We start from the raw sequence: 12,894 nt of genomic DNA on the forward strand, positions 1-12,894 counted from the left end.
TTTTTTCATTACCCTAGCATAGCACTTCGCTTATTTTAGCATTAGCCACGTAGTTTTTCGGCAGCAGCAACGACTTCTTCAATACCACCTTTCATATAGAAAGCTTGTTCTGGCAAGTCATCATATTCACCATTCAAAATGGCTTTAAAGCTTTGAATGGTTTCACGAATCGGTACATATTTACCAGGTGCACCTGTAAACACTTCTGCCACATGGAAAGGTTGTGACAAGAAACGTTGGATTTTACGAGCACGGTAAACAACCAATTTATCATCTTCTGACAACTCGTCCATACCCAAGATTGCAATGATGTCTTTTAGCTCTTTAAAGCGTTGTAACACTTCTTGCACACCACGAGCTACGCTATAATGCTCTTCACCGATGACCAATGGGTCAAGCTGACGAGAGGTAGAATCTAGTGGGTCAACCGCAGGATAGATACCTTGAGAAGCAATATCACGACTCAATACAACGGTTGCATCCAAGTGAGCAAAGGTTGTTGCTGGTGATGGGTCAGTCAAGTCATCCGCAGGTACATAAACCGCTTGTACTGAAGTAATCGAACCAGTTTGGGTTGAAGTAATACGTTCTTGCAATACACCCATTTCTTCGGCTAGGGTTGGCTGATAACCTACCGCTGATGGCATACGACCCAATAATGCTGATACTTCTGTACCTGCTAGGGTATAACGATAAATGTTGTCAACGAATAATAGAACGTCACGACCTTTACCATTTTCGTCTTTTTCATCACGGAAATATTCCGCCATGGTCAAGCCTGTCAAGGCAACACGTAAACGGTTTCCAGGTGGCTCATTCATCTGACCATAAACCATCGCAACTTTATCAAGTACGCCAGAATCTTTCATCTCATGGTAGAAGTCATTACCCTCACGAGTACGCTCACCAACACCAGCGAATACCGATAAACCTGAGTGGGCTTTTGCGATGTTATTGATCAATTCCATCATGTTAACGGTTTTACCAACACCCGCACCACCGAACAGACCAACTTTACCACCCTTAGCGAATGGACATAACAAGTCAATCACTTTGATACCTGTTTCTAGCAGTTCAGTGCTATTTGACTGTTCGTCATAACTTGGTGCTTCACGATGGATCGACCATGAATCGTTATGCTCAACAGGGCCTGCTTCGTCAATTGGGCGACCCAACACGTCCATGATACGTCCTAACGTACCTTTACCCACTGGCACTGAAATTGGGTTGCCTGTATTGCTCACAGGTAAACCACGTTTTAGCCCTTCAGTTGAGCCCATAGCAATGGTACGTACCACGCCATCACCCAATTGTTGTTGCACTTCTAGTGTAGTTTCTGTGCCTTCAACCTGTAAAGCATCATAAATCTTTGGGACGCTTTGACGGTCAAATTCAACGTCAATAACCGCGCCAATAATCTGTACAATACGACCGCTACTCATTACGCTCTCCTTGAATGTAGGTCAATTATGAAACAGCAGCAGCACCGCCAACGATTTCCGAAATTTCTCGGGTAATCGCCGCTTGACGCAGCTTGTTGTAAACTAATTGTAATTCTTTGATTAAGTTACCTGCATTATCGGTAGCCGCTTTCATGGCAACCATACGTGCAGATTGTTCTGAGGCAATATTTTCTACCACGCCTTGATACACGATGGATTCAACATAACGCCCCATCAAACCATCAAGTAAATCTTTGGTGCTAGGTTCATAGATATAATCCCAGCTATGCTCACGATTTGCCATGGTTTCATCTAACAAATCACCTGTCGCAATTGGCACGAGTTGATGCACGCTAGGATTTTGTGTCATGGCATTAATGAATTCATTATATACCAAATAAATGGCATCAATTTCACCACGATGATACTCGTCCATCATCACTTGCACTGGGGTGCTTAACTGCTCAAAGCTTGGGTTATCGCCATAATGCGTTTCAGCCGCAATGACCGTACCACCAAACGTTTTAAAAAAACTGACCCCTTTTTGCCCAATCACAGCAAAACGTGCTTCAATCGACTGGCTCGATTGTTGTTTGACGTGTTGCATTAGACGCTTAAATAAATTGATATTTAAGCCACCTGCCAGACCACGATCAGAGGTTACGACAATATAACCAACACGATTGACTGCTCTGGGTGTTAAAAATGGGTGTTTATAATCAGGCGATGCTTTGACCAAGTGAGCAACAACTCGACGCATATTATCTGCATAAGGACGGCCTAATTGCATACGCTCTTGTGCCCGACGCATTTTACTAGCGGCCACCATCTGCATGGCACGAGTAATTTTTTGGGTACTTTTGATACTTGCAACTTTTGCTCGAATTTCTTTTAAACTTGCCATAAATAATCCATACAGCTAGGTTTAGTTTCAGTCCACGCCCATCATATTAGCATGGACGAAATTTGGAAAAGAACAAAGTGAAAATCGTATTTGTCACTTTGTTCATTAGTTCTATGACAATGTTCGACTAACAAACTGAGGGTTTAACACTCAATCATTAGTACGAATGATTTTGCTTAAATGCTTCAATCGCAGATTTAAATTTACCTTCGATTTCGTCATTGTAGTTAGCAGTGTTATCGATATCTGCCATGAATGCACCATGCTCATCACGTAAGTAGCGTAGTAAGCTTGCTTCAAACGCACCGACTTTATTCACAGGTACATCTGCCAAATAGCCTTCGTTTGAGGCATAAATCACCGCAGCTTGGTCAGCAATAGACATCGGTGCATACTGATTTTGTTTCATTAATTCAGTAACACGTTGACCATGGTCTAGCTGTTTGCGTGTCGCATCATCAAGGTCAGATGCAAACTGAGCAAACGCTGCCAATTCACGATACTGTGCTAATGCGGTACGGATACCACCAGATAGCTTTTTGATGATTTTGGTTTGTGCTGCACCACCCACACGAGATACTGAGATACCCGCATTCACCGCAGGACGAATACCTGAATTGAATAGGCTAGATTCTAAGAAAATCTGACCATCGGTAATCGAAATTACGTTGGTTGGTACGAATGCTGATACGTCACCTGCTTGGGTTTCGATGATTGGCAAGGCAGTTAATGAACCTGTTTTGCCTGTCACTGCACCGTTGGTGAATTTTTCAACGTATTCTGCATTAACACGTGATGCACGTTCTAGTAGGCGTGAGTGTAGATAGAACACGTCCCCTGGATAGGCTTCACGTCCTGGTGGACGGCGTAACAATAGCGAGATTTGACGATAAGCAACGGCTTGTTTTGACAAATCATCATAAATGATGAGTGCATCTTCACCACGGTCACGGAAGTATTCACCCATGGTACAGCCAGAGTATGGGGCAATGTATTGAAGAGCTGCAGGCTCTGAAGCAGAGGCAACAACAACAGTGGTATAAGCCAATGCACCTGTTTCTTCAAGTTTACGCACTACGTTAGCAATGGTTGAGCGTTTTTGACCAACTGCCACATACACACATTTGATACCAGAGGCTTTTTGAGCAATAATGGCATCAATTGCCATTGCTGTTTTACCTGTTTGACGGTCACCAATGATTAGCTCACGTTGTCCACGTCCAATTGGAATCATGGTATCAACCGCTTTATAACCTGTCATAACTGGTTCATCAACTGATTGACGGTCGATTACGCCAGGAGCGATTTTTTCGACTTTGTCAGTCAATTTGGCATTGATAGGACCTTTGCCATCAATAGGGTTACCCAGTGCATCTACCACACGACCTAATAGTTCAGGCCCTACAGGTACTTCTAAGATACGACCTGTACAGTAGGCTTTTTGACCTTCTTGTAGGTTAAGATAATCACCTAAAACAACAGCACCGACTGAGTCTTGCTCGAGGTTTAGTGCCATACCATAGATACCGCCCTCAAACTCAATCATTTCGCCATACATGGCATCTTCAAGACCATGAATCTGTACGATACCGTCAGATACCATGACAATAGTGCCTTCGTTCTTTGCTGTGGCACCCGCAGTCAGGTCTTGAATTCGCTGCTTAATCAGATTACTGATTTCCGCTGGATTCAATTGTTGCATTGCACTGTTCCTTAATTTTTACTAACGCTATTTATATTGGTAACGATATGAGCTATCAACTAGGCGGTTAGCTGTGTTTTTAACTGTTTTAATTTGCCACGTACCGAATCATCGATGACCTTGTCACCCATTTTGATAACGACCCCTGCGATTAGGCTTGGATCAACATTCACGTGCAATATCACATTGGCATTGAGCGATGTGGCAAGACGATTTTCGATCAGTAATTCTTGTGCCTGAGTCATGGGGTAGGCAGATGTAACATAGGCATGAACCTCTTTGGCATCAGCAGCTTTTAATAAGCCAAAACGCTCATTAATGCTGGGTAATAACGCCAAGCGGTCTTGTTCAGCCAATTGTGTCAAGAAGTTGATAAACGCATTGTTATCAACCTGTGACCCACCTTCGATAGCGGTACTTAGTGTCTTAAACACGTTATTGCTATCATCGCTAGCAGTTTGATTGTATAAATCAGTTAAAGTAGCGACTTTGGCAGTGGCGGCAATTGCAGGGTTGTTTAAATAATCGCTAAATGCTTTATCGCTGACGATGGCATTCATCACGGCTAAATAATCTTGCCATTCATTGACAGCCGCATGGTCTTTAGCATAATCAAATGCGGCTTTTGCATAGGGTCTTGCTAAGGTTGATAAATCAGCCATCATATCCTCACTGTACTATTACCACTGTAACTGCCACTTATAACTTGGTCGCCAATTGGTTAAGCATATTGGCATGGGTTTCTGGATTGACCTTTTCTTGTAAAATCTTCTCCGCACCAAGAACGGCGAGTTCGGCAACTTGTGCACGAAGTCCTTCACGGGCTTTGTTGATTTCTTGGTCGATTGCTTCACGAGCTTGTTGACGGATGCGTTCACCCTCAACTTGTGCTTGTACTCTAGCATCTTCAATCATTTGATTGGCACTTTTATTGGCTTGGTCAATGAGTGAAGCGGCTTTTGCTTTGGCAGCGACAAGCTCTTTTTCAGCGGTCTGTGAAGCACTTGCCAAATCTGCTTTCGCTTTTTCGGCAGCATTTAATCCATCGGCAATTTTACGTTGGCGGTCAGCGATAGCTGCAACCAAGGGCGGCCACACAAACTTCATGCAGAACACCACAAAAATGGCAAATGCAATGGATTGTCCGATTAGGGTTGCATTGATATTCACTTAAAATCCCTCGTTAATTAAGTTAACTCTATCTCGCCCACATAAAACCCATGTGGACGTTGTACTGATAGTTACCTATTAACCTGCTAATGGATTTGCGAATAACAATAACATTGCAATACCAACACCAATCATCGGTACAGCATCAAGAAGACCTGCTACGATGAACATACGAGTTTGCAATTGTGAACCTAGTTCTGGTTGACGGGCAACACCTTCTAAGAATTTGCCACCTAAGATTGCAAAGCCAATACCTGTGCCTAATGCACCTAAACCGATAAGCAAAGCAACGGCAAGAACGGTCATACCTTCTAGAGTCATTGATGTATCCTCATTACTATTTGAAATTAATGTTCAGTTTGTGATGCAAGGCTAAGATAGACAATGGTTAGCATCATGAAAACGAACGCTTGCAAAGTGATTACTAAAATGTGGAAGATTGCCCACGGTACTGATAACACCCATTGAATCCAAAATGGCATTAGGGCGATTAACACGAAAATTAATTCACCAGCATACATATTACCGAAAAGTCGTAAGCCAAGTGAAATAGGTTTTGCAATTAGAGTTACGAACTCTAAAATAAAGTTTACAGGAATTAAGATGATTTGGAGGGCTTTATTTTTTGATGAGAACGGATGAAGCGTTAATTCACCAATAAAACCACCCAGACCTTTTTCTTTAATGCTGTAAAAAATAATTAAGGCAAATACAGAGAAAGACATACCCAAGGTGACGTTCGGGTCAGTGCTAGGTACAACTTTCATATAAACATGGTGTGGATTGTGTCCCATGGCTTCGCCAATTTTTTGGGCGATCACAGGCAGATAATCGACAGGAAACAAGTCCATGAAGTTCATCAAGAAAATCCATACAAAAATCGTCAAGGCAAGGGGGGCAATCACTTTTGATGTGCCGTGATAGGTATCACGTACGTTGCCATCAACAAAGTCTACAATCATTTCAACAAATGCTTGTAGTTTACCTGGTACACCTGAGGTGGCTTTTTTGGCAACCATATAAAAAATGGTACAAAAAATCACACCCAGCCCAACTGACCATAGCATAGAGTCTAAATGGATCGCACTAAAGCCCATTTCTGAGGCTTGTTGCTGTGTTTCAGCGACCGTCCACCCTTCAGTTGGGTGATGACCAAATGTCCAGTTGGTCAAGTGGTGCTTGATATATTCATTGGAAGTAATTTCTGCGTGTGCTTGTGCGTCTGCCATAGTCTTCACTTCTGTTATTAATCGAGCCAGTATTTAGTGGGATTGGTCAAGGTGTTGTGATAGTTAATCTAAATATACAATTGACCAAGCCTAAGCACTGATGACGCTGATGGTTTGAGTAATGGCAAGCACGTTACTGTTGGTGGGTTGGGCTAACAATGGGTTAGTACCTTTGACAGTGTATGAAGGTTGGTTCATTAACGTGAAAATATAGGTAATTTACCTACTGTGTTTTGCTTGACTCAAAAATGTGGGTCATCAGTAAAACATTCGTGTCATTGTGATAATGAAATTATTTAATGAATCAAGGAGTAAGTTGATACATTTGTTGTCACTATCTAGCACGTTGTCAAAATCCACACTATATTAAAGCAAGTGTTACCTTTTTGTAAAGGATTAAATTAAATATTTATGATATTGATAATTGGCTTAATTTTTTGTTACGGCTGTGATTATGTTTTATTTTTTAGTAACCATAAAAAATGGGTAAGCTGGAGTAAGATGAACGCCCCTAAAACATAGATGGGTGCGAGTGGTTTTAGGGTAAGAAAAATAAAGGCAAAGCCTAGCATAACTAATCCCCATTTGATGGCTTGGGCTTGGTAAAAGTTATGGACGATTTGTTTGCGTTGTCGATAGCCTGTTTGACGTAGGGCTATTTTAGCAAAAATATACTGGGTACACCATGCCAATACACCGCCTGCTAGGACATTTTTGGTGATGAGTTGCTGAGATTGTTGTAGGCTAAAATCGATAATTAAAGCAATAATCATAACACCAAACAGCACCCATGCTTGTTGTTTTAGGATGTTGAATAAGGGTTGGGCTTGAAACCTTTTGGCAGGCTGAGTCATGTCAAGGTCGCTTGTGTTGTGGTGATGGATATTGACGCGCTTGCCATACCCAATTTTTGCCACAATATTATATGAAATGGGTTGATTGGTTGCAATATGGGGGTTATTTTCGGATGAATGGTGGGAATTTGATTATAAATAAGGCGACTATCCATTTATCCGATGGTTATCAGTGGTTTTTTATGAGGGTTTGTGCTATAAAAGCAAACTTGAATTGATAGATGTATGCTTTGTGATTTTGCTGACTATTTTTGATTAACGTATTTTGGGATTAATTAAGGTAAAGGTGTGGTTTGATGAGTGGCGGTGCAACTGTAATACAAAAAAACCCAGATTATTTTTCATTAATTCAAATCAGTGATTTACATTTATCAACTGATGTTAGCATGCGATATAATGGGGTGGATACGCAATTATCTTTAGATAAGGTACTACAGGTGATTGGTTCAGATTTTGCTGATACGGATTTATTGGTGGTAACGGGTGATTTGCTACAGTATCCCAATACGCTGAATTATAATCAGTTATTTGCCCAATTTGATACGCTTGGTTTGCCGTATTTATGTATTGCAGGCAACCATGATGTGACCCTTGAGTTGGATAGTCATTTGCCATTTCTGCAACGCCGTCATTTGCCTGTACCTGCGGATAGTCGCTTGTTAAATTGCCAGTTATATCAGACAGCGTATTGGGATATGATTTTTTTGGATTCGTCTGTGGTTGGCGAAATTCATGGGCATTTTAGCGAGCCAACGTTGGCTTGGCTGGCACAGACATTGGCGTCTTCGTCACGCCCTTATGTGATGTTTGCTCATCATCCGATGGCAAAGGTAAAATCTGCGTGGATTGATGCCCATTGTGTCGATAATAGTGAGGATTTTTGGTCGGTAGTGTCGCCATTCCGACAACGCATTAAGGGGATTTTTGTCGGACACGTGCATCAAGAGTGCCATATTGTGCATGATGGAATTTCAATGTTTAGTTGCCCTTCGACCAGTGTGCAGTTTAAGCCGTTTTGTGATGATTATACGATTGATAATAAATTAGCAGGATTACGTTGGTTAACGTTATATAACAATGGAAAACTTGCAACGGGGATTAAAAGAATAGATACTATGTGACCTTTTAATTCTATGCCCTTGCTTTAGGTGTGAATTGGCATGGAAATGCGTTAGATGGATGGCTGTCATTAACCCGTCATAACCAGTAATTATAGTAAAGCGTTTTGCAAAAGTTTAATTTTTGAAGGATTTTTTGGTAAAGTTATGTCTAGTATTGTTTGTCATTTTGGCATCCATCTGGCGTAATCAACCATACACCCCAGTGTTTGCCCCATGACTGTATTGCGGTATGCTTTAGTCAACTTAGGCTGACAATTTGGGGTAGTGATTGCAGAGGAAACAATCATGACCATGAGTCAAACTGAACGTGAGTTTACATTTACCCCTTATCAACCTGCTGATGGCGAAGAATATATGAATGATGCTCAAGTTGAGCATTTTAAAAATATTTTGTTGGCATGGAAAGAACAATTGCTGAATGAGGCAGAAACTACTAAATCTTATATTCAAGATGAGTCAACTGCCATGCCTGATATCAATGACCGAGCGACCCAAGAAGAAGAATTTGCATTGGCATTGCGTACCCGTGACCGTGAACGCAAGTTGGTGCGTAAAATTGATAAATCACTGGCAGAAATCGAAAGCGGTGATTATGGATTTTGTCAAACTTGTGGTGTGGAAATTGGGTTACGCCGTCTTGAGGCACGCCCAACAGCGACTCAATGTATTGATTGCAAAACTTTATCCGAAATGAAAGAAAAACAAGCATGGGGTCATGGCTAAGTCATCCCTTGCAAGGACTGACAACGCAACAAATTCGGTGATTGGGCGATTTGCCCCTTCGCCAACAGGGTTGTTGCATTTAGGCTCATTACTCACCGCCGTGACAAGTTTTTGTATTGCCAAACAGCAACACGGACAATGGCTCGTCCGCATGGAAGATGTGGATAGCGAACGTTGTCAATCACATTTTGCAGATGCTATTTTAGCGGATTTAGAGCGACTGGGGCTGTATTGGGATGGGGCAGTGCGTTACCAATCCCAACACCTTGAACATTACCATCATGTGCTAGATACGGAGCTTTTGCATGTTAGCTATGGCTGTGGCTGTAGCCGTAAATCACTACAAACCTATTGGCAGAGCCATCCTCATGCCAACTCCCAAACCAATTTACCCTATCCACAACTGTGCTATACCAATCAGTTACCTCGTACCCATGCGGTGCGTCTGATAATGCCAAATCAACAAATGCTGTTTTATGATACCTTGCAAGGGGTCATCACAGGTAATCCGCAACAGCAACAAGGCGATATCGTGGTACGCCGACAGGCGACCGCCCAACTACCCCAAGGTATGATTAATTATATGCTCGCTGTGGTGCTAGATGATGCGATACAGGGCGTGACGCAAATCGTTAGGGGGCTGGATATTTTGCCGTTGACCCTGCCACAACTTGCCATCATGGATTATTTGGCACTCCCCTACCCTACTTCTTATTACCATTTGCCGATTTTGCTCAATGCCGATGGGCAAAAATTATCCAAACAGACCCTTGCCGAACCGATTAGCCAATATTCGCCCCAAGTCTTATTAACATTGGTGTTAAAGCTATTGGGACAACCACCTGTAGCAACTGACTATCCTCAAGTGATGTTACAACAAGCCATCAGTCAATGGGATAATCGACCCTTGATAGGTTGCAAAACCATTGAAGTTCAAGGGATTGGAGAGATGTTAAAGGGATGAATTAATAATAACGCCCTTCTTTTTGTGGAATGACAGGGCTTTCTTTTAAAATTCTAAATAAAATACCAATAATCATCAGATTAATCACCATAGACGACCCCCCATAGCTAAAGAATGGCATGGTCAATCCTTTGGTTGGCAACATCCCCATGGTCATGCCTGCATTGACGAATACTTGCCCAAAAAACAACACGCCCACGCCAAAAGCAAAATAACTTAAACGGCTTTGACGGCGTTTAAGGGCATCGTAGCTGATTTTCATCACGGTAATGATTAAAGTTAATTCTAATAACAACAAGAACATCACCCCAACCAATCCCAGCTCTTCGCCTGTGATTGCCAATAAAAAGTCGGTATGGGCTTCGGGTAAATGGGATAGCTTTTGTACACTTTCGCCATAACCCACACCAAACCATTCACCACGAGCAAACGCCACAATACTGCGTCCTAACTGATAATCGGTATCTCGTAAATCATCAAATGGGTCAACAAATGATAAGGCTCGCTTCAACCGATAGCTAGCACTCATAACACCAATCGCCCCTGCGGTCAACATTGCCCCCACCACAATCAAAAATTGGCTTTTTGGCAAACCACCCACAAAAATCATGGCAGCGGTACAGCACACAATAATCACCACCGAGCCAAAGTCTGGCTGAAGCATGATAAACAATGCCAACCCTGCAGCAATGACCGTCAATCGCAAAAAGCCTTTCCAATGGTAGCGGATTTCTTCCGAACGTCTGACCAAATAATCTGAGGTAAATATAATCATCAATAATTTGGCAAGCTCAACAGGCTGAAAATTAATACCGCCAAACTCAATCCACCGCCGACTACCATTGATGACCGAACCTGCAAACAGCGTATAAATAATCATCAACACGCAAAAAGCCATCGCCCACATAATCAAATCCAAGCGAAAGGTCAAACGCAAAGGAATCAAATACACCAAATAACCCAAAATCAAACCAATGCCCATATAAGCAAGCTGATGATAGAAAAAGTAAAAATCGCCCAAATTTTTGGTTTGAGCGAAAGGGATGGAAGCGGATGCGACCATCAATAAACTTAACACCATAATCATGCTGACACTGGTCATCAAAACAGACTGCAATGATGGTAACCAACTAGCCTCTGGCTTAGATGGGGAATTTTGCGGGGTTTTGACCACCACTTTTTGCATAAAACTTGGTATTTGCATAACACAACCTACAACCTAACAACCGCTGATTTTTTATTTGTTCTTCATTAACCCATTAATTAACCAACCGTTGAAATTGTTCTCCACGGTCGGTATAACCTTTAAACTGGTCAAAACTGGCACACGCAGGGGATAATAACAAAACACCCAACTCGGCTGAAGCTTGGCTATCTTGCCATGCTTGCTCAACTGCATTGGCAAGGGTTTGGCAAAAGCTGATGTTTACTGCGGTTTGTTGGTCATCTAACCCTTGTTTGGCTAAATCATCGGCAATGATTTGAGCATCTTGCCCAATCAAATATACTTGGCTGGCATAGTCACGCAATGGTTTGGCAAGCTCGGCAAAATCTTGCCCTTTACCCTGTCCACCCAAAATCACAGCGAGTTTTTTGCCTTTAGGGGCGTATACTTTACCCAATCCCAAAATCGCCGCAATGGTTGAGCCAATATTTGTACCTTTAGAATCATCGTAACAGTCTAACCCATGCACCTGTGCAACAAATTGGCAACGGTGCGGTAAACCGTGGAAATTTTTGAGGGTATGAAGCATACTGTCCAACGGCAAGCCAACTGATTCGCCCAACGCTAATGCAGACAAGGCATTCATCAAATTATGCTGACCTTTTATTGGGAGATCGGCTTCATGCAGTAAACGCTCACGCCCTTTTGCCAACCAAATATCGCCGTTACCATCGGTAATCAGTCCATATTGGTGCATATCAGGGGCTTGACTGCCAAAGCTAATGGTCGGCATCGTATCTGCCACCAATGGTCGGCTTAATGGGTCATCACGGTTGACCACGATGGATTTCACGCCTTGAAAAATACGGTGTTTGGCTTGATGATAACCGAGCATATCGCCATGACGGTCAAGATGGTCAGGTGACATATTCAGCACGGTGGCAACTTGGGCGGATAAATCGGTGACGGTTTGTAATTGAAAACTGGATAGCTCTAACACCGCCAAATCCAGCGGTTGCTCCAGCAAATCTAATGCAGGTGTGCCTAAATTTCCGCCAACCCCTACCGCTCGACCTGCATTGTTTGCCATTTCGCCCACCAAAGTGGTGACGGTACTTTTGGCATTTGAGCCTGTAATCGCCACGATAGGGATATTTTTTTGATGACAAATGTCTTTAAATAGTTGAATATCACTGACGATGGGGGTTTGCTTGGCACGAGCATTGGCAAAAATCGGTAAAAAAGGGTCAATCCCCGGACTCATAATAATGCGACTGGCTCGGTCAATCAGCTCACTATCTAACTGCCCAAATCGTGTAATGATGCCTGCTGGCAATGCGGTTGCCAAACTTGGCTCGCCCCCATCCGTGACCGCCACGGCATAGCCTTGGGCGTGTAAATGCTTGACCACGGATAAGCCAGATTTTCCCAGTCCCACCACGACTTGTAGCCCATCACCTCGTTGAATGAGGTCAGTTGACGATTGGGTATGGGCGTGCGAATGAGAAGATGACATAGGTTGGGTCATTAGGGTTCACCATTGATAATCTATAATCAAGAAAGGTTTGAAAGTCAAAATTGAGATAAAATTAGGTCAGTGATTGAGGCAATTTTTCAGCG

At 42.6% G+C, this 12,894-nt stretch carries 13 protein-coding genes; 3 read left to right on the top strand and 10 right to left on the bottom strand.

The features are described from left to right. Positions 1-41: 41 nt before the first annotated feature. From atpD to ACK1U4_RS05060, 8 genes are all read right to left on the bottom strand, one after another. Positions 42-1,442, bottom strand: coding sequence for a F0F1 ATP synthase subunit beta (gene atpD / locus ACK1U4_RS05025; protein WP_419401233.1), 1,401 nt, complete (start codon positions 1,440-1,442; stop codon positions 42-44). 25 nt (positions 1,443-1,467) lie between these two features. Then, the gene (gene atpG / locus ACK1U4_RS05030) at positions 1,468-2,346 is read right to left on the bottom strand and encodes a F0F1 ATP synthase subunit gamma (RefSeq protein ID WP_419401234.1); all 879 of its coding nucleotides are present in this window, start codon (positions 2,344-2,346) and stop codon (positions 1,468-1,470) included. 157 nt (positions 2,347-2,503) lie between these two features. Further along, complete coding sequence (atpA, locus tag ACK1U4_RS05035; protein ID WP_419401235.1) at positions 2,504-4,048, bottom strand: F0F1 ATP synthase subunit alpha; 1,545 nt, start codon at positions 4,046-4,048, stop codon at positions 2,504-2,506. A 59-nt stretch (positions 4,049-4,107) separates the two neighbouring features. Then, positions 4,108-4,710 carry a F0F1 ATP synthase subunit delta gene (locus ACK1U4_RS05040; RefSeq protein WP_419401236.1) on the bottom strand — a complete coding sequence of 201 codons (603 nt, stop codon included), beginning with the start codon at positions 4,708-4,710 and terminating at the stop codon, positions 4,108-4,110. A 37-nt stretch (positions 4,711-4,747) separates the two neighbouring features. Beyond that, positions 4,748-5,218: a F0F1 ATP synthase subunit B gene (locus ACK1U4_RS05045; RefSeq protein ID WP_419401237.1), complete on the bottom strand. Its 471-nt coding sequence runs from the start codon at positions 5,216-5,218 to the stop codon at positions 4,748-4,750. Between the two features lie 78 nt (positions 5,219-5,296). Beyond that, the gene (atpE, locus tag ACK1U4_RS05050; RefSeq protein WP_007115820.1) at positions 5,297-5,539 is read right to left on the bottom strand and encodes a F0F1 ATP synthase subunit C; all 243 of its coding nucleotides are present in this window, start codon (positions 5,537-5,539) and stop codon (positions 5,297-5,299) included. A gap of 26 nt (positions 5,540-5,565) precedes the next feature. Next, the gene (gene atpB / locus ACK1U4_RS05055; RefSeq protein ID WP_419401238.1) at positions 5,566-6,447 is read right to left on the bottom strand and encodes a F0F1 ATP synthase subunit A; all 882 of its coding nucleotides are present in this window, start codon (positions 6,445-6,447) and stop codon (positions 5,566-5,568) included. Positions 6,448-6,899: 452 nt separating this feature from the next. Further along, positions 6,900-7,301, bottom strand: a complete 402-nt coding sequence (locus ACK1U4_RS05060) for an ATP synthase subunit I (protein ID WP_419401239.1) — start codon at positions 7,299-7,301, stop codon at positions 6,900-6,902. A gap of 296 nt (positions 7,302-7,597) precedes the next feature. On the opposite strand from ACK1U4_RS05060, the gene ACK1U4_RS05065 reads away from it, so the two are divergent. The 3 genes from ACK1U4_RS05065 (at position 7,598) to gluQRS (ending at position 10,109) form a co-directional block, all read left to right on the top strand. Further along, entirely contained in the window at positions 7,598-8,422 is an 825-nt protein-coding gene (locus tag ACK1U4_RS05065; RefSeq protein ID WP_419401240.1) for a metallophosphoesterase, read from the top strand. 285 nt (positions 8,423-8,707) lie between these two features. After that, positions 8,708-9,145, top strand: coding sequence for an RNA polymerase-binding protein DksA (dksA, locus tag ACK1U4_RS05070; RefSeq protein WP_419401241.1), 438 nt, complete (start codon positions 8,708-8,710; stop codon positions 9,143-9,145). After that, positions 9,138-10,109 carry a tRNA glutamyl-Q(34) synthetase GluQRS gene (gene gluQRS / locus ACK1U4_RS05075; protein ID WP_419401242.1) on the top strand — a complete coding sequence of 324 codons (972 nt, stop codon included), beginning with the start codon at positions 9,138-9,140 and terminating at the stop codon, positions 10,107-10,109. The genes dksA and gluQRS overlap by 8 nt, the downstream gene beginning before the upstream one ends. Before the next feature lies 1 nt (position 10,110). Here gluQRS and ftsW read toward each other — a convergent pair whose 3' ends face one another. Further along, positions 10,111-11,313 (bottom strand): putative lipid II flippase FtsW, encoded by a 1,203-nt coding sequence (gene ftsW / locus ACK1U4_RS05080; RefSeq protein ID WP_419401243.1) that lies wholly within the window; start codon positions 11,311-11,313, stop codon positions 10,111-10,113. 55 nt (positions 11,314-11,368) lie between these two features. Continuing rightward, a complete protein-coding gene (gene murD / locus ACK1U4_RS05085; RefSeq protein WP_419401244.1) occupies positions 11,369-12,802 on the bottom strand; it encodes a UDP-N-acetylmuramoyl-L-alanine--D-glutamate ligase in 1,434 nt (477 codons plus the stop codon). Between the last annotated feature and the right edge of the window lie 92 nt (positions 12,803-12,894).

Origin of the sequence: Moraxella sp. TY6 (assembly GCF_048551375.1) — a bacterium.
Classification (GTDB): Bacteria; Pseudomonadota; Gammaproteobacteria; order Pseudomonadales; family Moraxellaceae; genus Faucicola.

Excerpts from the sequence above, each read along its gene's own strand:
- atpD (WP_419401233.1), bottom strand. The coding sequence starts at position 1,442 with ATGAGTAGCGGTCGTATTGTACAGATTATTGGCGCGGTTATTGACGTT.
- atpG (WP_419401234.1), bottom strand. The coding sequence starts at position 2,346 with ATGGCAAGTTTAAAAGAAATTCGAGCAAAAGTTGCAAGTATCAAAAGT.
- atpA (WP_419401235.1), bottom strand. The coding sequence starts at position 4,048 with ATGCAACAATTGAATCCAGCGGAAATCAGTAATCTGATTAAGCAGCGA.
- ACK1U4_RS05040 (WP_419401236.1), bottom strand. The coding sequence starts at position 4,710 with ATGGCTGATTTATCAACCTTAGCAAGACCCTATGCAAAAGCCGCATTT.
- atpE (WP_007115820.1), bottom strand. The coding sequence starts at position 5,539 with ATGACTCTAGAAGGTATGACCGTTCTTGCCGTTGCTTTGCTTATCGGT.
- atpB (WP_419401238.1), bottom strand. The coding sequence starts at position 6,447 with ATGGCAGACGCACAAGCACACGCAGAAATTACTTCCAATGAATATATC.
- ACK1U4_RS05060 (WP_419401239.1), bottom strand. The coding sequence starts at position 7,301 with ATGACTCAGCCTGCCAAAAGGTTTCAAGCCCAACCCTTATTCAACATC.
- ACK1U4_RS05065 (WP_419401240.1), top strand. The coding sequence starts at position 7,598 with ATGAGTGGCGGTGCAACTGTAATACAAAAAAACCCAGATTATTTTTCA.
- dksA (WP_419401241.1), top strand. The coding sequence starts at position 8,708 with ATGACCATGAGTCAAACTGAACGTGAGTTTACATTTACCCCTTATCAA.
- gluQRS (WP_419401242.1), top strand. The coding sequence starts at position 9,138 with ATGGCTAAGTCATCCCTTGCAAGGACTGACAACGCAACAAATTCGGTG.
- ftsW (WP_419401243.1), bottom strand. The coding sequence starts at position 11,313 with ATGCAAATACCAAGTTTTATGCAAAAAGTGGTGGTCAAAACCCCGCAA.
- murD (WP_419401244.1), bottom strand. The coding sequence starts at position 12,802 with ATGACCCAACCTATGTCATCTTCTCATTCGCACGCCCATACCCAATCG.